The 25,894-nt window shown below is 71.0% G+C and carries 23 protein-coding genes and 1 pseudogene; 14 read left to right on the plus strand and 10 right to left on the minus strand.

The window, feature by feature from the left end; translation table 11 throughout:
- Window positions 1-3: 3 nt before the first annotated feature.
- From VF632_RS08875 to mazG, 8 genes are all read right to left on the minus strand, one after another.
- On the minus strand, window positions 4-480 hold the full coding sequence (locus VF632_RS08875; protein WP_331022516.1) for a peptidylprolyl isomerase: 477 nt from the start codon (window positions 478-480) through the stop codon (window positions 4-6).
- A 39-nt stretch (window positions 481-519) separates the two neighbouring features.
- Window positions 520-1,464, minus strand: a complete 945-nt coding sequence (locus VF632_RS08880) for an ATP-binding protein (RefSeq protein WP_331022517.1) — start codon at window positions 1,462-1,464, stop codon at window positions 520-522.
- A gap of 166 nt (window positions 1,465-1,630) precedes the next feature.
- Window positions 1,631-2,470, minus strand: a complete 840-nt coding sequence (locus VF632_RS08885) for a zinc metalloprotease HtpX (RefSeq protein ID WP_331022518.1) — start codon at window positions 2,468-2,470, stop codon at window positions 1,631-1,633.
- Between the two features lie 864 nt (window positions 2,471-3,334).
- Window positions 3,335-3,793 (minus strand): DUF488 domain-containing protein, encoded by a 459-nt coding sequence (locus tag VF632_RS08890; RefSeq protein WP_331022519.1) that lies wholly within the window; start codon window positions 3,791-3,793, stop codon window positions 3,335-3,337.
- 85 nt (window positions 3,794-3,878) lie between these two features.
- Complete coding sequence (locus tag VF632_RS08895) at window positions 3,879-4,178, minus strand: SWIM zinc finger family protein (protein WP_331022520.1); 300 nt, start codon at window positions 4,176-4,178, stop codon at window positions 3,879-3,881.
- A gap of 244 nt (window positions 4,179-4,422) precedes the next feature.
- Complete coding sequence (locus tag VF632_RS08900) at window positions 4,423-5,004, minus strand: hypothetical protein (RefSeq protein WP_331022521.1); 582 nt, start codon at window positions 5,002-5,004, stop codon at window positions 4,423-4,425.
- A 26-nt stretch (window positions 5,005-5,030) separates the two neighbouring features.
- Window positions 5,031-6,515 (minus strand): HAMP domain-containing sensor histidine kinase, encoded by a 1,485-nt coding sequence (locus tag VF632_RS08905; RefSeq protein ID WP_331022522.1) that lies wholly within the window; start codon window positions 6,513-6,515, stop codon window positions 5,031-5,033.
- A 79-nt stretch (window positions 6,516-6,594) separates the two neighbouring features.
- Window positions 6,595-7,413: a nucleoside triphosphate pyrophosphohydrolase gene (gene mazG / locus VF632_RS08910; protein WP_331022523.1), complete on the minus strand. Its 819-nt coding sequence runs from the start codon at window positions 7,411-7,413 to the stop codon at window positions 6,595-6,597.
- Between the two features lie 23 nt (window positions 7,414-7,436).
- Between mazG and alr the strand changes: the two genes are divergently transcribed.
- From alr to obgE, 8 genes are all read left to right on the plus strand, one after another.
- Window positions 7,437-8,603 (plus strand): alanine racemase, encoded by a 1,167-nt coding sequence (alr, locus tag VF632_RS08915; RefSeq protein WP_331022524.1) that lies wholly within the window; start codon window positions 7,437-7,439, stop codon window positions 8,601-8,603.
- Between the two features lie 108 nt (window positions 8,604-8,711).
- Entirely contained in the window at window positions 8,712-9,989 is a 1,278-nt protein-coding gene (locus VF632_RS08920) for a hypothetical protein (RefSeq protein ID WP_331022525.1), read from the plus strand.
- On the plus strand, window positions 9,986-11,146 hold the full coding sequence (locus VF632_RS08925; RefSeq protein WP_331022526.1) for a hypothetical protein: 1,161 nt from the start codon (window positions 9,986-9,988) through the stop codon (window positions 11,144-11,146). The genes VF632_RS08920 and VF632_RS08925 overlap by 4 nt, the downstream gene beginning before the upstream one ends.
- A 901-nt stretch (window positions 11,147-12,047) precedes the next feature.
- A complete protein-coding gene (gene tmk, locus VF632_RS08930) occupies window positions 12,048-12,707 on the plus strand; it encodes a dTMP kinase (protein ID WP_331022527.1) in 660 nt (219 codons plus the stop codon).
- A gap of 70 nt (window positions 12,708-12,777) precedes the next feature.
- Complete coding sequence (locus VF632_RS08935; RefSeq protein ID WP_331022528.1) at window positions 12,778-14,427, plus strand: S41 family peptidase; 1,650 nt, start codon at window positions 12,778-12,780, stop codon at window positions 14,425-14,427.
- 178 nt (window positions 14,428-14,605) lie between these two features.
- A complete protein-coding gene (locus VF632_RS08940) occupies window positions 14,606-15,610 on the plus strand; it encodes an asparaginase (protein ID WP_331022529.1) in 1,005 nt (334 codons plus the stop codon).
- Complete coding sequence (locus VF632_RS08945; RefSeq protein WP_331022530.1) at window positions 15,603-16,211, plus strand: carboxymuconolactone decarboxylase family protein; 609 nt, start codon at window positions 15,603-15,605, stop codon at window positions 16,209-16,211. Before VF632_RS08940 ends, VF632_RS08945 begins: the two co-directional genes overlap by 8 nt.
- Before the next feature lie 515 nt (window positions 16,212-16,726).
- Window positions 16,727-17,752: a GTPase ObgE gene (gene obgE / locus VF632_RS08950; RefSeq protein WP_331022531.1), complete on the plus strand. Its 1,026-nt coding sequence runs from the start codon at window positions 16,727-16,729 to the stop codon at window positions 17,750-17,752.
- Between the two features lie 121 nt (window positions 17,753-17,873).
- On the opposite strand, the pseudogene VF632_RS28220 reads toward obgE, so the two are convergent.
- Window positions 17,874-18,353, minus strand: a pseudogene (locus VF632_RS28220) (RES domain-containing protein); the annotation flags it as partial.
- A complete protein-coding gene (locus tag VF632_RS08955; protein WP_331022532.1) occupies window positions 18,353-18,853 on the minus strand; it encodes an antitoxin Xre/MbcA/ParS toxin-binding domain-containing protein in 501 nt (166 codons plus the stop codon). The pseudogene VF632_RS28220 and the gene VF632_RS08955, both read right to left, overlap by 1 nt.
- A gap of 312 nt (window positions 18,854-19,165) precedes the next feature.
- Here VF632_RS08955 and dprA point away from each other — a divergent pair, with 312 nt between their 5' ends.
- The 6 genes from dprA to prmA all read left to right on the plus strand — a co-directional run bounded on the left by dprA (window position 19,166) and on the right by prmA (window position 25,454).
- Window positions 19,166-20,311 carry a DNA-processing protein DprA gene (dprA, locus tag VF632_RS08960; RefSeq protein ID WP_331022533.1) on the plus strand — a complete coding sequence of 382 codons (1,146 nt, stop codon included), beginning with the start codon at window positions 19,166-19,168 and terminating at the stop codon, window positions 20,309-20,311.
- The gene (locus VF632_RS08965) at window positions 20,308-20,754 is read left to right on the plus strand and encodes a hypothetical protein (RefSeq protein WP_331022534.1); all 447 of its coding nucleotides are present in this window, start codon (window positions 20,308-20,310) and stop codon (window positions 20,752-20,754) included. The genes dprA and VF632_RS08965 overlap by 4 nt, the downstream gene beginning before the upstream one ends.
- Before the next feature lie 289 nt (window positions 20,755-21,043).
- Window positions 21,044-22,309, plus strand: a complete 1,266-nt coding sequence (gene hemW / locus VF632_RS08970; protein WP_331022535.1) for a radical SAM family heme chaperone HemW — start codon at window positions 21,044-21,046, stop codon at window positions 22,307-22,309.
- Between the two features lie 67 nt (window positions 22,310-22,376).
- On the plus strand, window positions 22,377-23,423 hold the full coding sequence (gene hrcA / locus VF632_RS08975) for a heat-inducible transcriptional repressor HrcA (RefSeq protein ID WP_331022536.1): 1,047 nt from the start codon (window positions 22,377-22,379) through the stop codon (window positions 23,421-23,423).
- 16 nt (window positions 23,424-23,439) lie between these two features.
- Window positions 23,440-24,588, plus strand: a complete 1,149-nt coding sequence (gene dnaJ, locus VF632_RS08980) for a molecular chaperone DnaJ (RefSeq protein WP_331022537.1) — start codon at window positions 23,440-23,442, stop codon at window positions 24,586-24,588.
- Window positions 24,585-25,454, plus strand: coding sequence for a 50S ribosomal protein L11 methyltransferase (prmA, locus tag VF632_RS08985; protein ID WP_331022538.1), 870 nt, complete (start codon window positions 24,585-24,587; stop codon window positions 25,452-25,454). Before dnaJ ends, prmA begins: the two co-directional genes overlap by 4 nt.
- Window positions 25,455-25,894 lie beyond the last annotated feature (440 nt).

Genomic DNA, 25,894 nt, shown 5'->3' on the forward strand with positions numbered 1-25,894 from the left:
CCGTCAGGCCGCGGCGCCGTCGCTGACGGTCACCGTCTCCATCTTGTCACCCTTGGCGAGCTGAAAGATCACGTCCAGCCCCTCGGTGACCTTGCCGAACACCGTGTGCACGCCGTTCAGGTGACGCGTGTTCTGCTCGCTGAGCACGATGAAGAACTGGCTGCCGCCGGTGTCCTTGCCGGCGTGGGCCATCGACAGGGCGCCCACCTCGTGGCGGTGCGGATTGCCCTGGGTTTCGCACTTGATGTTGTAGCCCGGGCCGCCGGTGCCCACGCGCGGGTTGTTCACGCCGCCCGCTTCCTTGGTGATGGGGTCGCCGCCCTGCACCACGAAGTCGGGGATCACGCGGTGGAAGATGATGCCGTCGTAGTAGCCGTCCTTCACCAGCTTGGTGAAGTTCTGCACGGTGCCGGGCGCCTCGTTGGCGTACAGCTCGGCGGTGAAGGTGCCCTTGTTGGTCTGGAACGTAACGGTGCTCATGAGAGTGCGTGAGTTCGGGAGTGCGTAAGTGCGTCGCGCCTAGCGGCGGACGGGTCCAGGTCTGGCTGCTGGGCGCGCCGCGGGTTCCGCGGGAGGCGCTGGCGGCTTGGCCGGAAGGACGATCAGGATCTGCGAGCCGGGAAAGTCGGCCAGCTCCGTGGCCATGGGCGGCGAATCGTCCCAGTCCGGCACGTCGGAGATGCGCGCCGTGCCGCTGCGGATGGCGATCTTGCCGCCCCACCGGCCCACCTTCTTGCGGATCTGCTTGAGGCCCTGCCCACGTCCCGGGTCGCGAAAGCGCGTGACGCCGTGGATGAACGCCGCCTCCAGCGCGGTGGCGTCGCCCCAGCGGTCGCCGAAGCGGCTGCTGTGCTCGCGCTCCAGCGATCCCCGGAAGCCGGTGCCCAGGTCCATCACCGCGATCACCACCACGCGCTTGTCGATGCGGCGCCAGCGGCGGTACGTCTGGATGCCCACCCACCCCGGCGCGCCGGCGTGCTCGATGATGTTCTGCGAAACCTCGCTCAGCAGCATGCTGAAGGCGATGGCGTCGGCGCGCGAGTAGCCCAGCTGCTCCGAAAGAAGGGTGCTGATCCGGTGCTCGTTCAGCGCCTCGATCACCCCGTGCACGTCCTCGTGCGTGTCGATCACGGTGATGGGAAGCAGCACGCTGGAGCCGTCGTTGGCCCGCGGGCGCGGTGCATCCACCATCTCGAACGCCGCGTCGGCCGCTGCCACGAACCCCATCCGCGTGAAGTAGCTTCCCACCTCGGGCGACTGGGGAAAGTGGAGGATGGGCTTCACCCCGTCGCGCGTAAAGTGCTGCCCCAGCGCCAGCAGCCCCACCATGCCGTACGGATCGGCGAAGCGCAGGTGGCGCCCGTCGAACAGCAGGCGCGCGTCGCCGCCCTCGGCCGCGCTCGCGATCATCTGGTCGAAGGCGTCGCTGTCCAGCGTGGGAGGTACGGCGATGACGTGCGTCATTGTGCGGAGCGGGGGGGCGTGATCATGCCCGCAAGTTAGCACCGGGGCACGGCGGGTGAAAGTGCGCGGACGGGGAAGTGCGTTGGTGCGTGAGTGCGTTAGTGCGGAAAAGAAAATCGACGCGCTCTCCGGGAAGAGCGCGTCGATTCCGTTCCTGCTTCCAGCGTCAGGCGGCGAGGCGCATCCCCGTAGCCAGCTCCGAGAGGCGGGCGACGCGCTCCTCGGTGGGCGGGTGGGTGCTGAACAGCTTTCCGATCCCCCCGCCGCGAAGCGGGTTCACCTGCGCCAGCGGGGCCACCGCGGGGCTGACGTGCATCGGCACGTGCCGCGCGCCCGCCTCCAGGCGCTGCAGGGCGCTGGCCAGCGACAGGGGACGGCCGCAGATCTCGGCGCCCACTGCGTCGGCCTTGAACTCGCGCTGGCGACTGATGGCGAACTGGATGATCATCGCCGCGATGGGCGCCAGGATCGCCAGCAGGATGGCCGCGAACGGATTGCTATCCTCGTCGCCCCCGCCGAAGAACAGCCCGAACTGCGCCAGGTTGCTGATGGCGCCGGCCATAGTGGCCGTCACCGTCTGCAAGAGCATGTCGCGGTTCTTGATGTGCGCCAGCTCGTGCGCCACCACGCCCTCCAGCTCGTCGCGCGTCACCAGCTTCATCAGCCCCTCGGTCACGCAGACCACCGCGTTTTCCGGGTTTCGTCCCGTGGCGAAGGCGTTCGGCTGCGCGTGCGGGGCGATGGCCACCGTGGGCATGGGCAGCCCGGCGCGCTGCCGAAGCCGGTCGACCATCGCGTACAGCTCGGGCGCCTCGCGCTCGGTGACCACCTGCGCGCCGTACATGCGCAGAACCATCGACGCCGAGCCCCAGTACATCACCACGTTCATCAGCCCGGCGAACGCCAGCGCCATCAGCATCCCGGCCTGGCCGCCGATCATGGCTCCCACCGCGCCGAACAGCGCCGTCAGGCCGGCCATCAGCGCGAAGACCTTGATGTTGTTCATCTTTCGTCGTCGTCTCCCTGGTTCAACATGGGCCCGGGCACATGCCCGGACCCGCCACTCACCTCAGCGCGGGCGCCTGGCCCGCACGGGCACGGGCACCAGCCGCGGCTGCCGGTCGCGGCACCGCATCAGCGCGGCCCCCGCCAGCCCTACCAGCGTCGTCCAGATCACGTACGCAACCATCGGCTTTCTCCCGCTGCGAGACACAAAAAAGGGCGAGACCCTACCACGGAACCAGAGGTCCGCGGTGGTCTCGCCCGGTTTCCCGTCCGGCGGCCGGGGATCGTGTCCGATCCCGTCTTGACGGCCGCCGGTCCGGCGCGCTGCACGCGCCGGCGGCTACTCCCCACTGCTCACTATCGTATTGCAACTGCCGGGCCGCACAGGTCTATCATCCGGACCCCGCAACCTCAACGCCCACAAAGATATGGCCGTAGATCGCCCAGCGGAATCGCCCGCGGATTATCGATCGATTAAGCCACCGTCACGTGTGCGTCACAGCCCCGCAGTCACCGCCACTGTCATCCCGATGGAGCGGACACGCTGGACGCGCCGTGAAAAGCAGCTCGCCGCGCCGCCAATGTCATCCCGATGGAGCGGCCCCGGGAGACCTGACGCGTGAAGGTAGTACGCAGCGACTGAGGGATCCGCCACACAGCAGTCCGGAGCGCTCCACAGCCGCGGCTGACTCGTATCATGCTCTCGATCCGCAAGAGGAACGGATTCCGGAGTAGGCATGGATACGTTCGGATCGCGGCGTGTGTGGCGGATCCCTCAGTCGCTGCGGAGTTCGGCGTATCGGCAGATCGGGGCGGGCGCTCCTTCGGGATGACATCGAGCGTCCGTCGGCGTCTGTGAACTCCCTCAGTCGGGATCGAGCTGGGCCGCGAGGTGACGGATCTCGATGGGCATCAGGTCGGCGAGGGCGGCGGCGACCATGCTGCGGTGGCAGTGCGCAGGGTCCGCTTCAAAGCACAGTAGGCACACGCGGCGGCCGGAGCGGACGATGTCGGCAAGGCGATGCAGCTCGTCCTGCGCGGCCGGCGTGGCCAGGTGCTCCATGAAGATCTCGCGCATCTCCTCGTGCCGCCCGGCCCGCGCCGCGGAGCGTCCCTCGGCCGGAGTGCCCAGGCCCCGCAGGTGCAGGTACTCGATCCCCAGTTCCTCGACGTTGGCCGCCAGCCGTGTCTTCGCGAAACCCGGCCGCCGCGAGCTGGCAACTGCGCGTACGTCCACCAGCAGATCCACGCCGCCCTCGCGCAGCGCTTCCTGGAAGGCAGGCACCGTGGTGCCCTCGTACCCGATCGTCGCCACCGTCATCATCCCACCCGCTCCGCGCTGAGGTACGTCCGCCCTGGTTGGCGGCGGATGCTTGCAACCCGCGCACCGTCGACGGGGAGCGATGCCTTCACGCCGCGCGGACGCGGTCGCGGAGTTGGCGGACGAGGCCGCTGATCTCGCGGATCACGCGCTCGTCGCCTTCGCGGAGGAGGGCGGCGAGGATGTGCTTGCACACCCGCTCCCGCCACAGGTGGTCGCCACAGTCGCAGCGCGGGACCAGGCGCGACCGCAGGTCTACCCAGTGCGGCTCCGTTCCGCCGTCTACGCGGTACCGCCCCGGTCCCACCCGCTCGGCGGCGAGCCCCAGGCAGCGCTCCAGCCGCCCCGTCTCGATGCCGCCCGCCCGCTCGATGTCGATCATCATCATCCGCTCACCTCCCCGAATGTCCACAGTTGCCGACATCGTTAGTACCCCGATCCGGTACCCTGGTTTCGGTTTCGATTCGGTTAATCGCAACTCGTGCGGCGTGGACGAGGAACGAACGACGGGGCCTCACACGGAGGGCACGGAGGTCACGGAGGAGGGCCACGGAACGAGAAGGAGCGCGACCCTGACCGGATCGCGCTCCTTTCACTTCCGCACTAACGCACTCACGCACTCACGCACTTCCCTACCTGGGCCGCGGCGCCAGCGTGTTCCGAATCCGCTGAAGCTCTTCGCGAAGCTCGCGGATCGTCCCGTCGCGCTCCGCGACCTCACGGCGCAGGCGCGCGACCTCGGCCGACTGGTCGCCGTCTCGCACCACCACCGTTTCGCCCGGCGTGCGCCGCGTGACCACCGCGGGCTCGCAGCGCAGGCCACCCGTCCGCTGCTCGCACGGAAGCACCAGGTTGCGCGACAGCAACAGCAGGCGCACCGCCTCGGGGCGGCGGGCCTGCCGCCCGCCCATGGTGTCGGCGGCCAGGTACATCTCCAGGTGCTCAGATGCCCGAGGCGCGTCGAAGTTGCGCGGGTCCAGGTACAGCGTGCCCAGGTAGAAGCGCGCCTCGTTGCCCTCGAGCGTGCCGGGGTGCTCCGCCGCCAGCCGCTGGAAGGCAGCCAGGGCGATGCGCGCCGAGTCCTGGTGCATGGCCTGGTGCGCCTGCCGCCACAGCAGGTCGCGGCTGGGCGCGCCGGGTTCGGCGCCGCCACGTCCGCCGGAGGCGCAGGCGGAAAACAGGACCAGGCACAGAACGGAAAACGCGGTTCTCACAGGCGGACGCGTAAAAAGTCGGGCGATCAGGCCGCCTTCTGAACGGGCGGCCGCTCCGGGAGAAACACGCTGAAGCGCGTGCCCCGGCCCACCTGGCTTTCTGCAGTGATCGTGCCCCCGTGCGCCTCGACGATCTCGCGCGAAATGGCCAGGCCCAGCCCCGATCCCACCGACCGCGGCTGGGCGTCGTTGTCCACCTGGTAGAACTTTTCGAAGACGCGGGGCAGCTGGTCGGGCGGAATGCCCACGCCCGTGTCCTCCACCTCCACGCAGATCCCGCCGTCGCACCGCTGCGCATCCACCCGGATGGTGCCGCCCTTGGAGGTGAACTTGAAGGCGTTGGACAGCAGGTTGCCCAGCACCTCGTTCAGCCGGTCCTCGTCGCCGTGGATGGTCGTGGGAAGGTCGTCGGCCAGGCGCACGGGAAACTCGATGCCGTTCTGCCCCGCCAGCACCTGGAACCCGCTGGTCAGCTCGCGGAAAAACGCCCCCAGGTCGATGTCACGCAGCTCCAGCCGTCCGCCGCCGGCCTCGAAGCGGCTGACGTCCAGCAGGCGGTGCACCAGCCGCGTCAGCCGGTCGGTCTGCGCGTTCACCGCCTCGAGCGTGGTCTTCTGCCGGTCGTTCACCGGGCCGTAGATGCCGTCGGCCAGCAGCGTCACGTAGCCACGGATCACGCTGAGCGGCGTCTTGATCTCGTGCGAGGCCACCGACACGAACTCGGCCTTCAACCGGTCAAGCTCCAGCAGCCGCGTGGTCATGGTGTCGAACGAGCGGGCCAGGTCGCCCAGCTCGTCGGGCCGCTCCACGGGAATGCGCACGTTGGGCGCAAAGTCGCCCTCCGCCACGTTAGCCATCCCCCGGCGCAGCTCGCCCACGGGGCGCAGCAGGGTGCGGGTGAGCCAGGTTCCCAGCACCAGCGTCAGCACCAGTGCCGCCGCCAGCGCCGCCAGGGTGGTGCTGGTGGATCGGCGCGCCACGCCCTCGGCCCGCTGCACCTCGCGCTCCGTCTGCCGGTCGATCTCCACTCCCACCGGCTCCAGCGAGGCGGCCATCCGCTGGAAGGCGGGGGTGACGGCCTGGCGGCGCAGGGCCGCGGCGCCGTCGCGGTCGCCCGCGCGGATGAGCGCGCGCTCCTGCTGGGCGAAGGCCCGCGTGCTGTCCCACAGCGCCGCCACGCGCGCCGACGAGCGCCCGTACGCGCCCCGGCTGAGCGTCGCCAGCCCCCCCGACACGGCGTTCGAGGCGCTGTCCAGCCGCTGCTCCAGGGCGGCGAAGTCCTGCGCCTCGCCGATGCCGCCCAGCGCCGAGTAGCGCACCTGGGCGTCATTGGCTGCCTCGACGCCGTTGCGCACGTCGCTGAGGGCGTTAATGGCCCCTACGTCGCGCCCCTGCAGGGTGTGCACGGCGGAGTGCACCTGCTGCAGCGCCAGCAGCCCGTACGCGGCGGGGATCACCAGGATGATGGCGATCCCCAGCAGGGTGAGCACGATCCGTTGCCTGAGGCTCATCCGAGTCGGCGGGTGGATGGACGTCCGGGCCAGGCGCTCCGGCGGGACGGGAGGGAGGACGCGCGGCCGGCGGCCCGCGTCACGGCGCGCCCGCGGCGGAGGCCGCGCGCTCGCGGCGCTTCACCTCGTCCCACAGGGTGTCGAGCTCGGCGAGCGTGGCCTGCCCGAAGACGACGCCCCGCTCGCCGGCCAGCCCCTCCAGCGCCCGGAAGCGGCGCTCGAACTTGGCGTTGGCGCGGGCCAGGGCGGTGCTGGGGTGGGCCCCCGCCAGGCGGGCCAGGTTGACGGCGGCGAACAGCAGGTCGCCCAGCTCGTCTTCCAGCCGCTCCGGGTGGGCCTCGTCGAGCTCGCGCCCCACCTCGTCGGTTTCTTCGCGCACCTTTTCCCACGCGCCACGCGGGTCGTCCCAGTCGAAACCCACGCGGGACACCCGGTCTTGCACGCGGAAGGCGCGGAGCAGCGGGTCCAGCCCCGCGGGAACGTCGTCCAGAACGCTGCCGGCCGGGCTTTCACCCCGCTCGCGCCGCTTGAGCGTGTCCCAGTCTTCCGCCGGTCCCAGGCCGTACAGGTGGGGATGGCGGCGGCGCATCTTTTGCTCCAGCGCCGCGACCACCTCTTCCCGGGAAAACGTGCCTGTCTCCTCGCCGATCACCACCTGGAAGGCCACGTTCAGCAGCAGGTCGCCCAGTTCGCCGCGAAGCGCCTCGGCGTCGCCCGCGCCGATGGCGGCCGCCACTTCGTGGGCTTCTTCCAGCAGGTACCGCGTGAGGGACGACGGCGTTTGCGCGGCATCCCACGGGCAGCCGGCGCGCAGGAACTCCACCAGCGCCAGCGCGCGGTCCAGTACGCCGCCCGAAGGCGTGGCGGGAAGGCTGTTTTCGGCTTGCGAGTCACTCACGATGGGCCTAGAATACGCGGCTTGTGACTGATCCGTCAACCGGGGTTTCCCGGGCCTGGGTAGAGGTGGACGAGGGAGCGCTGCGGCGCAACCTGCGGCGCGTGCTGCACGCGGCGCGGGGATCGGCCGCGCTTCCCATGCTCAAGGCCAACGCCTATGGGCTGGGGATGGGCCCCGTCCTGGAGATGGTGCGCCGCGAGCTTTCCGAACGCGAGCTGTGGGCCGCCGGCGTCGCCGCGGTCGCCGAGGGCGAAGAGCTCCGGCGGCTGGGGTGGCGGGGGCGCGCCGTGGTGTTCGCCCCGGTGCCCCCCGGCGAATACGCCCGCGCGGCCCAGGCCGACCTTACGCTCGCCCTGTCCGAAACCGCGGCCGTCCGTCGCTGGGCAGAGGCCGCCCGCGCCGTGGGACGGCGGCTGGCGTTCCACACCGAGATCGACACGGGAATGGGGCGCGCCGGCTTTCCGGCGGCCGGCGCCGCGGAATGGGGCCGCGAGGTGATGGAGGCCGCCGCGGACCTTTTGGCGTGGGAAGGGTGTTTTACGCACTTCCACTCCGCCGACGAGCCGGACCTGGCGCCGACCGATGAGCAGCACGCGCGGCTGCTGGACGCGCTGGAGCGGCTGCCGGCGGCGCCCGGGCGGCGGGTGATCCACTCCGCCAACAGCGCCGCCTCCGTACGCCGGGGCGGGTACGGCGGCGACGTGGTGAGGCCCGGCATCTTCCTGTATGGGGGATCGGCGGGCCCGGGTGCCGCGCCGGAGGCGGTGGCGTCGCTGCGGGCCCGGATCGCCCTGGTGCGCCAGGTGCCGCCGGGAAGCACCTGCGGCTACGGGGCCACCTACACGGCCACCCGCGAAGAGCGGTGGGGAACGGTGGCCATCGGGTACGGCGACGGGCTCCCCCGCGCGCTGGGCACGGCGGGGGGCGAGGCCATCGTCCGCGGCCGCAAGGTGCCCATCCGCGGCCGCGTGTCGATGGATATGACCGTGGTGGACCTGACGGACCTGCCGGAGGTGGAGGCGGGCGAGGTGGCCACCTTCATCGGCCGCGACCGCGATGCCGCGATCACGGTGGACGAGGTGGCGGCGCGGGCGGGGACCATCTCGTACGAGGTGCTCACCGGGTTGGGAACGCGGCTGCCGCGGGTGTACCTTCCTCCACAGGGAACGGAAACCCCCTCCGCCGCGTAGCAGGAACCCTGAAGCGCGTCGGCGGCCCGGAGCCGGCCAGGTGTGCCGGCTCTCGGCCGCCGCGCTTTTACGGGTGCGAAAGCACCCACACGCAAGACCTCTGGACGGATGCAACGCCGTATTATCCTGTTCGGCCTGGCCGCCGCGCTCCTCGCGGGCGCGGCCGCCTGCACCGACGAAACGCCGACGCTGCCGGGCGAGTTTCCGCTGGAAGCCCAGCCCGTGACGCGCGAGGTGCTGGTGCCCGCGTCGCAGTTCTTCCGGGTGCTCAGCTCGCACAGTGGGTACACCAGTGTGCACGCGGCCTCGTACCTGACGGTGGCCGAGAACTACGGGGGCCTCTACGCGCACGCGCTGGCCCGCTTCCTGGGCTTTCCGCGCCAGGTTACGTACCTGCGCGATGGCGTGTCGCGTACCGACAGCCTGTTCACCTTCACCGGGGGCGAGCTCGTCGTACGGGTGGACACCACCGCTTCCACCGCGCCGTTTACGCTGCGGGTGTTCCAGGGTGTCCAGGACTACGACCCGGGCAGCGCCACCTGGCAGCTGGCGGTGGACACGGGCAGCGTCGAGGTGCCCTTTACGCAGCCGGGCGGCACACGCGGCGCGCTGCTGAGCCAGGCCACCCGGGCGGCGGGATCGGCTGGCGATTCGCTCGTGTTCCCGCTGACCACCGCCACGGTTCGTGCGCTCGCCGACAGCACGTCGAAGGGCGTGGTGATCACGGGTGCCGAGCCGGGAACGAGGGTGAAGATCACCGGCTTCGTGCTGCGCGCCCGCGTGCGGCCCGACAGCGCGCGCCCCGACACCACCTTCGTGATCAGCGCCAGCGGCACCGACGCGGCAACGGTGTACACGCCCGAGCAGCCGGAGCCGGGCGCGAACATCCTCGCGGCGGGCGGCGTGCGGGGCGCCCGCACCCTGCTGGAGATCGACGTGAACCAGCGGGTGCCCGGGTGCGCGGCGCCGCAGGCCTGCGCCGACGTGGGGCTTCGCGACGTGCAGCTGAACTCCGTGGAACTGCTGTTGAAACCGGTGAACGTGCCCAACGGGTTCGGTCCCCTGGGGCTGCTGCCCCTGCACCTGCGGCGGGTGAGCGAGCCGGAGCTGGGCCGCCGGGCTCCCCTGGGGTGCTGCGCTCCGGGCGACCCGGCCGGGTTGCTGGACCAGCCGGTGTTCTACAATCCCAAGACCGACACGCTGGCGGTGATCCCGCTGACCCGGCTGGCGCTGCAGACGGTGTTCTCGGCCGATACGCTGCCCACCACCTTCGCGCTGCTGAGCGAGCTGGGTCCGGGGCCGCCCACCTTCGGCGTGGGCTTTTTCCGGGGCGATCCGCTGCTGCGCATCGTCTACACGCTTCCCGCCCGCCGCCGACTGCCATGATCCGCCTTCGTATTCCGGGCTCCGCGCTGCTGCTGGCGGCGCTGGCCGCGGCCCCCGCCGGCGCGCAGTCGCTGCTGTCGGCGTACTCGCTGGGCTATCCGCTGGAGCCGGTCGACGCTCGCGGCCGCGCCCTGGGCGGCATCGCGGCGGGGTTCCAGGGGCCGCACTTCTCGCTGGTGAACCCGGCCGCGCTGTCCGGGCTTCCCGTGGCGGGCGTAACGCTGACCCTGCAGTCCGACGCCTTTACGCTCGACGGTTCGGCCGACCGGGTGACTACCGCGCGCTTTCCCGCCATCCAGGCGGCGTTCCCCTTCGGCTCGCGCCTGGTGGCCTCCATCGGGTACGCCGCGGTGCTGGACCAGAGCTGGGAGGCGGTGATCGAGGACTCGCTTGACATCGCGGGCCAGCGCCGCTTCGTGCGCGACCGCTTCGTCTCGCGCGGCGGCCTGTCGCGGTTCCGGGCGGGCGCGGCGTACATCCTGGTGCCGCGGCTGGACGTGGGCGTGGGGCTGGACCTGTACACGGGCGCGCTGCGCGATTCGGTGTCGCGCGCGTTTCCCGACGGCGGGCTCTTCGAGTCGGCCACGGGCACCGACTACGAGTACGAGGGGCTCGGCGTCTCGGTGGGCGCGCGCTACCGCGGCTCGGCGGTGACGGTTGCGGCGGCGGTTACGGCCGCGGGCGACCTGACCGCTACAGCGACGGCGGCGGGCGACTCCGCTGTGGAGTCGCGATCGTACGCGCTGCCCCTGAAGCTGGACGCCGGGGCCACCGCCCGCATCTCGCAGAACGCGCTGGTGGCGGCTTCGTTCCGCTGGTCGGGCTGGTCCGCCGCCGACGAGGCGCTCTCGCAGTCGGGCGGCGCGCGAGACGTGATGCATGCGTCGGGCGGGCTGGAATACGAGGGGCTGGGCCTGGCCGGACGCCCCCTGCCGGTGCGGGTGGGCGTGCGATGGACGCAGCTTCCCTTCGCCGCCGGTGAAGGCGACCAGTTCTCCGAAGAGCGCGCGATCACCGGCGGCTTCGGGCTGGTCCTTGGCGGCGGCGCGGCCGCGGCCGACCTTTCCGCCGAGCGGGGAACGCGCGACGGGGGGGATCCCCTGCTCAGCGAGAACTTCTGGCGCGTGTCGCTCTCGCTGTCGCTGCTGGGCCGGTAAAGGAACAGGAGCGATCAGGGCTGACTCGATATCTCCGTGGTTGCTCTGGTGATGCATGCCCCTTCTCCACCAAGCGTGGGGGAGGGGCATGGGTCGATACGGGGCCCAAGGCGAACGCCAAAGCCTGTCATCCTGAGGCCCAGCCTAACGGCCAAAGCCTGTCATCCTGAGGGCCAGGCGCACAGTGCTTGCCCGCACGCCTGGCCTTGCGGCCCGAAGGATGTAGCCGCGGACACGTACAAGCCCGGGCGCGGCAGCGGTCACCGTAGCCGAGGCCTCGGCTGCCGTGGGGCCCTCACCCGGCCGCGCTGACACGCGTGCCACCCTCTCCCACAAACAGCGTGGGAGAGGGGGTACACTTCGGGATTGGGGTGCGTGGGAAGGGCGGAGCGTCAACCCGGGCCCTATCCGAGGCGGTTGATTGAAACCGCGTCTGGAACGTCACGAAGTCCGCCTGCGCGGACTGCACGCGGAGTCGAGCGCGCCAAGCCAGCCGAAGGGCGTTTCAGGTCTCCCCCTCCCCTGCGCAGCGGGGGACGGGGGCCGCGGGGAGGGGGTTCCCAAGGCATGCACGACAGCCCGTCGCACCTCGTGAGAAGGTCTCCTCTCTCCCGCGCAGTTTGCGGGGGAGAGGCCGGGGGGAGGGGGCTCTCAAGGAATGCGAGGCACCCAGTCGAACCCCGATCGAAGTTCCCCCTTTCCGCACGCCGTTTGTGCGGGGAGGGGCCGGGGGAGGGGCCACCCGCGGCGTGCGCCGCCCGCGGTCGAACCCCGATCGAAGTCCCCAGCGCGGCCCTTGCCCTTGCGCCGCGCGCCGCCGACACGCACCCTCTCTCGGCCGACACTCACACCGTCTCGTCCACGCACCCCGTCGCTCCCAGCATCCCCTTGACCGCAGCCCATGACCGACCCTGAACGGGGCCTGTTCCTTGCTTTCGAAGGGGTAGAAGGCTCCGGAAAGACCACCCAGGTGGCCCGGCTGGCGGCGTGGCTGCGCGCGCGCGGCGCGGACGTGGTGGTGGCGCGCGAGCCGGGCTCTACGCCGCTGGGCGAGCGGGTCCGCGAAATCGTGCTATCGCCTGACCTGCACGTGCCCGCCCGCAGCGAGCTGTTCCTGATGCTTGCCGCGCGCGCCGCCTTCGTGGAGCAGGTGGTGAGGCCCGGGGTGCAGGCCGGCAAGGTGGTGATCGCCGACCGGTTCGAGCTGTCGACGCTGGCCTACCAGGGCGCCGGGCGCGGCCTGCCGCTGGACGAGGTGGAGGCCTGCAACCGGGTGGCCACCGGCGGCCTGGAGCCCGATGCCACGCTGCTGATGGACGTGGACCCCGAGGTAGGTGCGGAGCGGCAGCGGGTGGCGGGAAAGGCCGCCGACCGCATGGAGCGCGAGGAAGCGGCGTTCCACCGGCGGGTGGCCGAAGGGTACCGCGCCCACGAGGCACGGGTGGCCGGGATCGTGCGGATCGATGCCGTGGGCGGCGAGGAGCAGGTGCACCGCCGCGTGCTGCAGGCGCTGGCGGCCCGGTTTCCCGAAACCTTTCCGGCGGCGCAGGTTATCAGGTAACGAACGGAGCGCGGCACCCTGGCCGCGGCCGTATTGAATGGTTGATCGGAAGCATGAATCTGGAGGCCCCATGCAGTTGAAGCGTACCGTCGTGGCGCCCGCGCTCGTCGCCGGCATGGCCCTGGTTTCGGGCGGCTGGCTGCTGCAGCAGGACGTGAACGGCGGCGGCAGCGTGTTCGCGCGCGCGCGCCTGTTCGACGAGGTGATGACGCACGTGATGGAGCGCTACGTGGAGCCGCAGTCCGAGGCCGAGCTGTACCAGAAGGCGGTCCAGGGGCTGCTGCGCGAGCTGGGCGATCCGCACACCTCCTTCATGACCGCCGAGGAGTACGCCCAGCTGCACCTGCAGACCAGCGGCGAATACGGCGGGCTGGGGATCCAGATCTCGTCGCGCGACGGCTGGGTGACGGCCGTGGGCATCCTTCCCGAAACCCCGGCCGAGCGCGCGGGCGTGCGGGTGGGTGACCGCTTCCTGGAGATCGACGGCCAGAGCGCCGAGGGCCTGTCCGACGACCAGGCCGTGCAGCGGCTGCGCGGGCGCAAGGGAACGCCCGTCACCGTGAAGGTGCAGCGCGTCGGCGTGGAGCAGCCCATCACCTTCACCATCGTTCGCGAAGAGATCCACGTCCGCTCGGTTCCGCACGCGTACATGGTGGCCCCCGGCGTGGGCTACGCCAGCCTGGTGATGTTCAGCGCCACCAGCACCACCGAGCTGCGCGCGGCCATCGACCGCCTTCGCTCCGAGGGCGCCCGCTCGCTGGTGCTGGACCTTCGCGCCAACCCGGGCGGCCTGCTGGACCAGGGCGTGGGCGTGTCGGACCTGTTCCTGAAGCGCGGCGAGTCCGTCGTGGAGATCCGCGCCCGCGACCCGCGCGAAAGCGAAACGTACCGCGCCGCCGACGACCAGGCGTACGAGGGGCTGACGGTGGCGGTGCTGGTGGACGGCTACAGCGCCAGCGCGGCCGAGATCGTGGCCGGCGCGCTGCAGGACCACGACCGCGCCATCGTGCTGGGCACCACCACGTACGGCAAGGGCTCGGTGCAGACGCTGCTGCCGCTGTCCGGTGGCAACGCGCTGAAGATCACCACTGCCAAGTGGTACACGCCCGTGGGCCGCTCCATCCAGAAGGAGGCCACGCGCGGCGAGGGGCAGGAGGAAGCCCGTGTGGAGGAGGAGGACGAGGTGCTGGGCGCCGACGGCACGCCGGTAACCGCCGCGGACACTACGAAGAAGGTGCCCTACCGCACCGACAGCGGGCGCACCGTGTTCGGCGGCGGCGGCATCGTCCCCGACCTAATCGTGCGGCAGGACACCGCGGTAGAGGCGGAGAAGGAGTTCTTCCGCGTGGCGTCGCGCAGCGCCGCCAAGTTCCAGAACGCACTGTTCGCGTTCGCGGTGGCGTACGAGCGGGCCCACCCGGAGCTGCGGCCCGACTTCGCGGTGACGCCTGAGATGCGCCGCGGCTTCTACGACCGCCTGCGGGCAGCCGGTGTGGACGTGACCTGGGAGGTGTTCCAGGGCGCCCAGCGCTTCATCGACGCGCGGTTGATCGACGAGATCGCGCGCAGCAAGTTCGGCGCGTCGGTGGCGGCGCGGCGCGACGACCCGACGGACCGCGTGCTGCAGGAGGCCATCCGGCTGCTGCAGCAGGCACCGAACACCCAGGCGCTGCTGCGCGCGGCGCAGCAGCAGCCCGCGGCGGCCGCCCGCAGTCGCTGATGGGGCTTGCGGCGCTTGCCGTAACGTTCGCCGTCGGACTGCTCGCGGGCCTGCTTTCGGGGCTGGTGGGGATTGGAGGAGGGGTGCTCATGGTGCCCTTCCTCCCCTTCTTTTACGCCCAAGCGCCGCCCCGCGCGGGCGGCTTCCTTCGCAAACGATTCGACCCGACGTTCCGGCGATGTCCGACAGCTTCGTAGAGGTGACCCGCGGACCGGTGGTGGAAAGCCGCCACCGGGTGCACGTGGCGGTGGTGGACGCCGAGGGTACGCTGCGCGCGTACTCGGGAGACCCCGACCTGGTGACGTTCTGGCGCTCGTCGGCCAAGCCGTTCCAGGCCATTCCGGTCGTGGACGACGGCGCGTACGACCGTTTCGGGTTCACGCCGGCCGAGCTGGCCGTCATTTGCGGCTCGCACAGCGGCTCGCCGAGCCACGTGAGGACCGTGGAGGGGCTGCTGGAAAAGATCGCGCTGACGGCCGAGGCGCTGGCGTGCGGCCCCCATGCCCCGTTCGACGACGCCACCCGGCGCGCGCTGGTGGAAGAGGGGCTCGAGCCGGGGCGCCTTCACAACAACTGCTCGGGGAAGCACGCGGGGATGATGGCCGTCGCCCGCGTCCGCGGCTGGGATCCGGAGGGATACCAGCTGCTGGAGCACCCGGTGCAGGCGCGCCTGCTCACCGAGGTGGCGCGCTGGGCGCGCATGCCCGCCGAGGCCATCGGCCTGGGGGTGGACGGGTGCGGCGTAGTCTGCTACGCCATGCCCCTGCGGCAGATGGCGCTGGCCTACGCGTCGCTGTCGGCCGCGGCGCGGCGGGGCGAGCGCGGGCCGGCCACGGTGGTCGAAGCCATGGCCGCGCACCCGGAGATGGTGGCGGGCGAGGGGCGCATCTGCACGGAGCTGTCGCGGCTGACGGAGGGGCGCATCTTCGCCAAGGTGGGCGCCGAGGGCGTGTACTGCGTGGGCAGCCCCGGCGCGGAACTGGGGATCGCCCTTAAGGTGGAGGACGGGACCACCCGCGCCCTGGCGCCGGCCGTCGCGGGGGTGCTTCGGGAGCTGGACCTGATTTCGGAGGACGACTTCGGGGCGCTTCACCGGTACGTGTTCCGCGAGATCACCAACACGCGCGGCGAGGTGACGGGCGAGGTGCACCCCGCCATCCGCCTGCGCGCGGCGGATGCCTGACGCGTCCGGCCGGGCGGCGCTGCTGCGCGTCGCCGCCTCGCTGGCCACGCGCGACACGGGCGCCATCCGGGCCGCCCTGCAGTCCGCCTCGACGTCGGCGGACCCTGTGGGGGTGGAGGAGTTGCTCCTTCAGTCGCACCTGTTCGTGGGCTTTCCCGACGCGCTGAACGCGATCGCCCTGTGGCGAAACGTGAGCGGGCGTGCCGCGCCGGAGCCCATCCGCGAGGACCCGTCCGGCTGGGGGGCGCGCGGAGAGCGGGTGTGCTCCACCGTCTACGGCGGCAACTACGTCAAGCTGCGTGAGAACGTGCGTGGGCTGCACCCGGACTTCGACGGGTGGATGGTGGCGGGCGGGTACGGACGGGTGATCGGGCGGCCGGGGCTGGACCTGAAGACACGCGAGCTGTGCATCGCCGCGCTGCTGGCGGTGTGGAACGTGCCGCGCCAGCTTCATTCGCATCTGCGCGGCTCACTGAACGCCGGGGCCACCGCGGCCGAAGTGGACGAGGCGGTCGAGATGGCCTGCGGGATGATTTCCGCCGATCGTGCGGCGGAGGTGCGCGCGCTGTGGGGGGAGATCCGGGGCAGGGTGGGGGAGTAGGTAGGAGGGCCGGGGTCCAGGGGTATTCCATGGCTCCGGGAGATGATCCAAGGCTTCGGGCTTGTCCAAGCCTCCTCGGGCGAATGAATTCGCTGCAACAACCACACGAAGTCCGCCTTCGCGGACTGGCTTGCTTGGGTGTGAGTTGAACCGTGTGGCGCGCCCGGAATCTGGTGCAGTTCTCCCCCTCTCCCGCTTGCGGGAGAGGGGGCCGGGGAGAGAGGGCAGCCGGGGATTGCGCCGGGTTGGCCGGAGCGCGCCGAAGCAGGCCAGGGACGCCTGTCGCGTGCGCCGGAACCCCGAAACGCACCAGACTGGCTCCCTTCCCCCACGCAGTTTGTGGGGGAAGGGCTGGGGATGGGGGGCGGCCGCAGCATGCGCCAGAACGGTCGAAGCGCAACCGGTTCTTCTCGCGCTTCACGGTACGCCCGGGGCTCAGGATGACAGTAACTGCGCGGAGCCGTGGAATCGATCACGGATACTGCGATTCAACTATTTGGGAGTGAGGCAGAGCGGTGTTCCTGGATTACGCTGAGATCAACGTGAAGGCGGGCCACGGCGGCGCGGGTGCGTCGTCCATGCGCCGCGAGTCGATGACCCCGCGCGGCGGCCCCGACGGTGGCGACGGCGGGCGCGGCGCCGACATCATCCTTCGCGCCGATGGCCAGCTCACCACGCTGCTGGACTACCGCTACCGCCAGCAGTACAAGGCCGAGAGCGGTCAGAAGGGCGCGGGCGCCAACTGCACCGGCCGCAGCGGCGAGCCGCTGGTGCTGCGCGTGCCCCCCGGCACCGTCATCCGCGACGTGGAAACCGAGGAGCTGCTGGGCGAGCTGCTGGAGGACGGCGAAGAGATCGTCATCGCACGCGGCGGGAAGGGTGGATGGGGCAACGCGCGCTTCGCCACGGCCACCAACCAGGCGCCCCGGCGCGCCGATCCCGGCGAGCCGGGCGACGAGCGGCGCATTGCCCTGGAGCTGAAGCTGATCGCCGACGTGGGGCTGGTCGGTGAGCCCAACGCCGGAAAGAGCACCCTCCTCGCATCGGTCTCGGCGGCCACGCCCAAGGTGGCGGACTACCCGTTCACCACGCTCACGCCCAACCTGGGCGTCGTGCAGCTTTCGGGGAACCGCTCGTTCGTCATGGCCGACATTCCCGGCATCATCGAGGGCGCGCACGAGGGCAGGGGGCTGGGGCACCAGTTCCTGCGCCACATCGAGCGCACCCGCACGCTGGCGCTGATGATTCCGGGCGACGCGCTGGAGCCGCAGGCCGAGTACGACAAGCTGCGCTCCGAGCTGCGCGAGTACTCGGCGGAGCTTGCCGCCAAGGCGCACTGCGTGGTGTTCACCAAGGCAGACCTGCTGCCGCCGGATTGGCCGGAGCCGGGGGTGGATGCGCCCGATGCCTGGGGCCAGTTCTCGATCTCGTCCGTCGCGCAGAAGGGGCTCGATCCCTTCCTTGAGGCGCTGTGGACCCAGGCCGCGGCCGCCTTGGCCGCGGAGCGCGGGGACGACGAAGAGGAGCCCTGGCGTCCGTGAGGCGAACTACGGACTGCCGGGGATTGGCATCTTGAGAAATCTCGCAGCGGCCTGACGCCGGGTGCGGGATCTCTACCGGCTCGGGATCGGTGTACTCGATGGAGCGCGGATCGACGCGGTCCATGAACAGCACGGTGACGTGCCAATCGCCGGTTAGGGCCGACCACCAGCGGAATCCGGGGTAGCCGTCCGTTGCCGCGTGCACGCGCCGGGAGATCGCCTGGGTGACCGCGCGGTCGTGCGACGCGAGCTGGTCTGGCCTGATATCGAGTTCAACGAGCACTGCCGGGTCCGCAAGGTCCGGCAGTCTTGCTTCCATGCCCCGGGCCAGCCGTGCTTCCACGAGCGAGAGCGGGTGATACGTACCCGGCGCGGTCGGATCAGGGCGGAGCAGGTGCTCGGGAAGGAGTGGGGTGCCGCGGAATCCGTGCAGCAGTTCGGTGAGCGCGTGCGTCGGGCCTTGGGCCAGGTAGGGCACCGGTGGGTCCCCCAGATCGAAACGCCCGCCGGTCTGGGCACCGGCGGGCGGAAGATAGCACACGGAGAACGGCGCGCCATCCGGAGCATGCGGATCCCACGGGAACACGCGCCAGAAGGGCATCAGATATAGGCTCCGTGCTCAGTCGCATTCACGCTCTGCAGCACCTCGGGCAGGCGCCCTTCGCGAAGCATCTCGATCGGCGTTCGGTCGCCCAGATCGAACTTGGGCGCGGTCAGCCAACTGGTGACCACGGCCGGATGAAGAATCCGCCGCAACGCGTCCACCGTAGTCGCGACGTCCGCCAGAAAACGCATGTGCTCCTGCCGCGGTACCGCCGCGCCTTTCTTCCACGCGATGAGGCGCGTCCGGTCCAGCCCCAGCTTCTGCGCCATCTCCAGGTCCGACTTGAAGGCAAAGCGGGCGCGCAGGTAGTGAGAGACCAGGATCAGCCAGTCGGACGAAAGGTCCACGTCGGCGTCCGTTGTCGACAGGTTGATCTGAAGGCTCGGCCCGCCACCTCTCCCATCGACCGTGACCCTGATGTGCGCCGGGCTGCTCGGCTCCACGCGTGGATTACGGGTGAGGCTCCCGGGCTTCGGCAGTTTACGCTTGATCGGCACGATGACCTCGTGGTTTCGGTTCATTCGAAATGTTGCACTTCGTAAGCCAGAACACAAGTCGAGGCGTGGGATTAGAGTTGTGGACTGTTGTGCTTTGCGCCCGTGGAACGCCACCGTCCCGGAGCGGCCACGTCGATCGTGTCAACGGCTCTGAACGGCCGCGGATCCGCTGCGTTTCCGGGCAGAGCAATGCGAGACTCCGTCCCGTTTTGGCCAGCCTGGAGGCCCAGTTCCCGCCAGCCCTTCCGCTGCGCGCTGTCCCGGTGGTATCGTTCGGGCCGTACGCTTCCGCCCGTCGTCGCTATCTCGCTCATGCCGCTGGCCCGCGCCGCCCTCGAAGACATCGTTCGTATCGCTATCGTCCCGGGGATCGGGCCGGCGCGGCTGGCCGCGCTGATCGCCCGGTTCGGCTCGGCGGAGCGCATCCTTTCCGCGCCCGTCGCCGCCATCGCCGCCGTTCCGGGCTTCGGCCGCGAGTTCGCGCGGCGCGTGGCGGGTGCGGGCACGCCCGAGGGCCGGGCGCGGGCGCGCGAGGCGCTTCGCATTCTTACCGAGGTCGGCGCCACCGCCATCACCTCCGATGACGAGGCCTATCCCGAGGCGTTCCGTGCCCTTCCCGATCCGCCCTTCGTCCTGTACGCCGCGGGCGACCTGGGGCTGCTGCGCCGTCCCGGCGTGGGCGTCGTCGGCACGCGGGCGCCCACCCCCTACGGCCGCGCCTCCGCCGCGGGGCTGACGCACGAGCTGGCGCGCGCCGGCTACGTCGTCGTCAGCGGAATGGCGAAGGGCATCGACGCCGTCGCCCACGCCGCGGCGCTGGACGCGGGGGGCGCCACGGTGGGCGTGCTGGGGCACGGCATCGACCGCGCGTATCCGCCCGAGAACCGCGGCCTGTTCCGCCGCGTCCGCGAGCACGGCCTACTGATCTCGGAGCTGCCGCCCGGCGAGCAGCCGCTGGCGGGCAACTTTCCCCGGCGCAACCGGCTGATCGCGGCGCTCAGCGCGGGCGTGCTGGTGGTAGAGATGGGGGAGAAGAGCGGTGCCAAGCACACGGTCGACTTCGCGCTGGAGCTGGGCCGCGAGGTGTTCGCCGTCCCGGGCCCCATCGGCTCGGCGGCGAGCGCGGGGACCAACCAGCTGCTGAAGGATGGCGCCCGCCTGGTGACGTCCGCCCGCGACATCCTGGAAGAGCTGCACGGCGTGGGACTGGTGCCGCACCAGGCGGAGGAGCGCCGGTCCGCCGCGGCGCCATCTCCCTCAGCGCCGACCCCGCCCGCCGTCTCGCTGGCGGGTGACGAGCTGCGGGTGTTCGGCGTGCTCCGCCCCGATCCGCGCCACGTCGATGCGCTCGCGGCCGAGGCCGGGCTGGGCGTCAGCGGCACCCTGGCGGCCCTGCTGGGGCTGGAGCTTCACGACCTTGCCGAGGCGTTGCCCGGCAAGCACTTCAAGCTGCGGTGACGATCGTCGCCGCAGGCATCGATCACCTTCTCGTTCGCGAGGCCATCATGCGTAATGCCTTTCGTCGTCTGCTCCTGGTTCCGGGGCTCGCCCTTCTTGCCGCCGGCTGCGGCGACCTGGGTGAAGTGCTGGTGCTGTCGCGCGACATCAAGCGCGAATTCGCCGCCTCGGACGTGAGCGTGAACCTGCAGGATGGCCGCAGCGTGGAGGTCTCGGTCTGGCGCGACACGCCGCCGGCCACCGACGGTGCCGTTGCGCCTGAGAGTGACGCGATGGCGCGTCGAGTGGCGGAATACGTCCGCGACCACTACGCGGGGTATGATCGCCTGGCCGAAGTGCGGGTGGAGCTGAAGAGCAGGCGTGGCGCGGCCGTGAACAGCTACGCGGTGTCGGATGGGTTCTACGTCTTTGCGCGCCGGGAGCTGGGGCCCGCGCGGAAGTAGGCGCGGGCGAGTAGGTGCGGCCTTGGATTCTGTGACCGCTACCGCGCCTTGGCTGAAAGGCAGCCGCGGCTAGATCCTTCGCCCCGCGTTGGATCGTGGTGGGCCGGTGTCGCTCGCTTGGGGCTCAGGATGACAGGCTGTCGTTGAGATCCACGTCTTTGCGAGTATTAGCCTGGCTTCGTTCGCTTGCGGCTCAGGGATGACAAGCTTTCGGTGCTCGGACTATTGCGCGTGCCGGTCCGCCGGCTCGTGGAGGGAACGCGCGGCGGGTTCCGGTGTCGTTACCCCCATGCGCTCCAACGTGTTGCCGGATTCGCCGACGCCGGCCGCCTCCGGGCGGCCTCGGTCGCTGTACGTGCACGTGCCGTTCTGCACGCGGCGCTGCTCGTACTGCGACTTCGCCGTGCAGGCCATGCGCGATCCGCCGGTGGATGCCTGGCTGGACGCCATCGCGGGCGAGATGCGCATGCTGGCGGACGAGCGGGGCTGGGGCGCGCCGCTGCGGCTGGACACCGTCTACGTCGGCGGGGGGACGCCGTCGCTGCTGGGGCCCGATGCCATGGCCGCCCTCCGTGACCGCCTGCGCCCCTGGGCGGAGTGGGGCGACGAGGGGGCCGAGTGGACGTGCGAGGCCAATCCCGAGAGCTTTACCCCCCAGGTGGCGCGTGGATGGCGAGCCGCCGGGGTGAACCGCATCTCCCTGGGAGCGCAGACCTTTCACGAGCCCACGCTGCGGTGGATGGGCCGCCTTCACGGCGTGGACGGCCCCGCCCGCGCGTTCGACGCGGCGCGCGCGGCCGGGTTCGACAATGTGAGCGTGGACCTGATCTTCGGCGTCCCGTCGCGGCTGGGACGTGATTGGGGAGATGACCTGGTTCGTGCGCTGCTGTTGGAGCCCGAGCACGTCTCGCTCTACGGGCTGACCGCCGAGGCCTCCGCTCCGCTGGGGCGCTGGGTAGGTGAGGGCCGCGAAACGCTGGCCGACGAAGACCGCTACGCCGACGAGTACCTGCTGGCGCACCGCACGCTCTGCGGCGCGGGCTTCGAGCATTACGAGGTGAGCAACTTCGGCCGGCCGGGGCTGCGCTCGCGCCACAACTTCGTCTACTGGACGGGGGAGCCGTACGCGGCGCTGGGCCCGGGGTCGCACGCCTTCTATCCCCCGCTGCGCCGCTGGAACGTGCGCGGCTGGGACGACTATCGCGAGATGATCACGTCCGGCCGTCCGCCCACGGATGGCGAAGAGGTGGTGGACGAGGATACCGGCGGGCTGGAGCGCGCGTGGCTGCTGCTGCGCACCGACCAGGGCTGGCCGATGGAGGGCGCGGGCGACGAGGTCCGTCGAGTGGCGGCGGGATGGCGGGACCGGAAGCTGGCGGAGGCGCGGGACGGACGGCTGCGGCTGACGGTGGAGGGGTGGCTACTGCTGGATGGCTTGGCCGTGCAGATGGCCGGCGCGGCCGAGCAGGACGCGCGCTCCGCCTCCGCGCGGGGCGGCGAGCGGGAGGACTTGGCGGCCGCGGGCGCACGAAGCGCAAGCGGCGCCGCGGGTTGACGCCCTTGCCGGGGGAGGGCAGATTGATCGGGTTTTGCTTGGAACTCAAAAGGCCTTCGTGCCGCAGATGACCACGGGAGAACCTCTTTCCGAGCGCGAGCACCAGATCCTCGAGGCGGTGATCCGCACCTACGTCGAAACTGCCGAGCCCACGGGCAGCCGCACCGTGGCACGCCGGTTCAAGCTGGGCATTTCGCCGGCGACGGTGCGCAACACCATGAGCGACCTCGAGGAAAAGGGCTACCTGTACCACCCGCACACCTCGGCGGGGCGGGTGCCCACGGATATGGCCTACCGCCTGTACGTGGACAGCCTGATGGACCGCCGCGCCCTGAGCGAGGCGGAGCGCACGTCCCTGCGCCACGAGCTGGCCGCCGGGGGCGACGTGGCCGCGGTGGAGCGGCTGCTGCGCCGCGCCGCGCAGGTGCTGGGGCTGCTGACGCAGGAGCTGGGCATCGCCGTGGCGCCGCGGCTGGACGAAGCCGTGCTGGAGCGGCTGGACCTGCTTCCCGTCTCCGAGGCCAAGGTGCTGCTGGTGATGACGCTGCGGGCCGCCGGGGTGCGCACCGTGTTCGTCGACGTGCCCGCCAGCCTGCCGCCCAGCACGCTGGCCTCGGTTGCGCGCATTCTGAACGAGCGGCTGGCCGGGAACACGCTGCGGGCGATCCGCGGAACCCTCCCCGACCGCCTGCGCGACAGCGTGGCCTCGGGCGACCCCGGCTCGGAGCTGCTGAACGTGTTCCTGCAGTCGGCCGAGGACTGGTTCGCCCCGGTGGGCACGGACGAGCTTCACCTGGGCAGCGCCTCGGTGCTGGCCGACCAGCCCGAGTTCAGCAGCGGCGAGCGCCTTCGCTCGCTGATTACGCTTACCGAAAGCCGCGACCTGCTGAAGAGCGCGGTCGCCGGCCGGGTGGACGGCGAGGGGCTGAAGGTGACGATCGGCGTGGAGCACCGCGACCCGGCGCTCTCGGGCTTCACCCTGGTGACGTCGGAGTACCACGTGGGCGGGCTGAAGGGCGTGATCGGCGTGATCGGGCCCACGCGCATGCCGTACGAGCGGGTGATCGCCGTCGTGGAAAGCACGTCGTCGATGGTCTCGGACCTGTTGATGTGAAATCATGAGCACCGCGATGAAAGACTACTACGAGGTTCTTGCCGTCGAAAAGACGGCCGATGGCGAGTCCATCAAGAAGGCGTACCGCAAGCTCGCCATGCAGTACCACCCGGATCGCAACCCGGGTGACAAGGCGGCGGAGGACCGGTTCAAGGAGGCCACCGAGGCGTACGAGGTGCTTCGCGACACCGAGAAGCGGGCGCTCTACGACCGCTACGGCCACGCGGGGGTCAAGCGCGGCGCCAGCGCGCCGGGAGGCGCCGGCGGGTTCGGCGGCTTCGGGTTCGAGGACGCGCTGAACATCTTCATGCGCGACTTCGGCGGCGGCGGCTTCGAAGACCTCTTCGGGCAGCGGCGTGGGCGTGGCGGCGTGCAGAAGGGCAAGGACCTGCAGATCAAGGTGCCCATCACCCTGCAGGAAGTTGCCACCGGCGTCCGCAAGACCATCCGCATCCGCACGCTGGACCCCTGCGACACCTGCAAGGCCACCGGCTCGGCCGACGAGGGCGGCGTGCAGACCTGCACCACCTGCCAGGGCGCTGGCCAGGTGAGGACGGTGCAGCGCAGCGTCTTCGGGCAGTTCGTCAGCGCCAGCGCGTGCCCCACCTGCCGCGGCGAGGGCAAGACGATCAAGAACCCGTGCCGGTCATGCAACGGCGACGGCCGCCAGCGCGGCGAAAGCACGGTGGATGTCGACATCCCCGCAGGGGTGAGCAGCGACAACTACCTGACGCTGCGTGGCGCGGGCAACGCCGGCCCCCGGGGTGGGCCGCGCGGCGACGTGCTGGCGGTGATCGAGGTGGAGGACGATCCGCGCTTCCAGCGTGAGGGGAGCGACCTGCTGTTCGAGCTTCCGGTTTCGTTCAGCCAGGCGGCGCTGGGCGGCGACGTGACCATCCCCACCGTGTACGGCGACGAAAAGGTGAAGGTGGCCGCGGGCTCGCAGAGCGGGGAAGTGCTCACCCTTCGCGGCAAGGGGCTGCCGCACCTGGGCGGCGGCGGGCGCGGCGACCAGTACGTGCGCCTGAACGTGTGGACGCCCACCGAGCTGAACGAGGAGCAGGAGGAGCTGTTCCGGCGCCTGGCCCAACTGGAGGGCCCGGTGCCGGGCGCGCGGCGCACCAAGGGGCTGTGGGACCGCGTGAAGGACGCCTTCGCCGCGTGACGGACCGCTGGCTGGTCCTGGTCGTCCGCACCGCCGATCCCGAGCTGCTTCCGCTGGCCGCCGAGGTGCTGGCGCCGTACGGCGGCGGCGCGGTGCTGGAGGCCGAAGGCGGGCTGGTGGCGTACGCCGCCGAGCCGGCCGACGTGGACGCCTTCATCCACGAACTCTCCGGCCGGCTGCAGGACGAGCTTCCCGCGGCGGCGGCGCCCGAGGTGTCGTGGCGGTGGCAGGAGAACGAGGATTGGGCCCGCAAGTGGAAGGAGGGTCTGGGGCCGCGCCAGGTGACGGAGCGCATCGTGGTGAAGCCCACCTGGTGCGAGTGGGATGAGCGCCCGGGGCAGGTGGTGATCGACATCGATCCCCAGATGGCGTTCGGCACCGGCGAGCACGCCACCACGCGTGGGTGCCTGCGCCTGCTGGACGACGTGCTCAAGCCCGGCGACCGGGTGGTGGACGTGGGCGCCGGCTCGGCGATCCTGGCCATCGCCGCGGCGCGGCTGGGGGCGCGCGAGGTGATCGCGGTGGAGTACGACCCCGACGCCAACCTGAACGCGCGCGAAAACCTGGAGGGGAACGGCGTCGAGGACCGGGTGGAGATCGTGGAGCAGATGGCGGATTCCGCGCTGCTCGACGAGCTGGGTCCGTTCGACCTTGTGCTGGCCAACATCCTCAGCGGCGTCATCCGCCCGCTGCTCCCGGCGTTTCACACCGCGCTGGGCGGCACGCCCGAGGGGCGCCTGATCGTCAGCGGCATCCTGCGCACCGAGGCGCCCCTGGTGGTGCACGATGCTGAGGCGGCCGGCTTCCGTGTGGTGGAGATCGACGAGGAAGAGGAGTGGTGGAGCGCCCTCCTGCGGCCCGCCTGACGACCCTTGGACGCGCGACGCACCCTGTCATCCTGAGCCCCAAGCGCACCGCACCGGCCGCCTGACGAACCGGGGTGTACGCGGCACCCTGTCATCCTGAGCCCCAAGCGCACCGAACCAACCCGCAAGCCAAACGTCGCGGGGCGAAGGATCTAGCCGCGGAAGGGTAATCCTTTGGGCGCGGCAGCGGGTGCAAAGCCCCGGGTCTCGGACTCCAGACCCTGGCGTCACCTTGAATCTGAGGAGTGGGCCGGCCCTGCACGGGCGAATGAATTCGCTGCAACAACCACACGAAGTCCGCCTTCGCGGACTGGCTTGCTCTGGGGGGCGTTCAGGCGTCGTGCGCGACCACGCCTCCGTCCGCCCGGGCCATCCACGATATGCAGGTGAAGCCTCCCGCTGTTTGGGAGGCTTTCTGCTTTTGGTGCGGCGGGTTCACC

Origin of the sequence: Longimicrobium sp., assembly GCF_036388275.1 — a bacterium.
GTDB lineage: Bacteria > Gemmatimonadota > Gemmatimonadetes > Longimicrobiales > Longimicrobiaceae > Longimicrobium.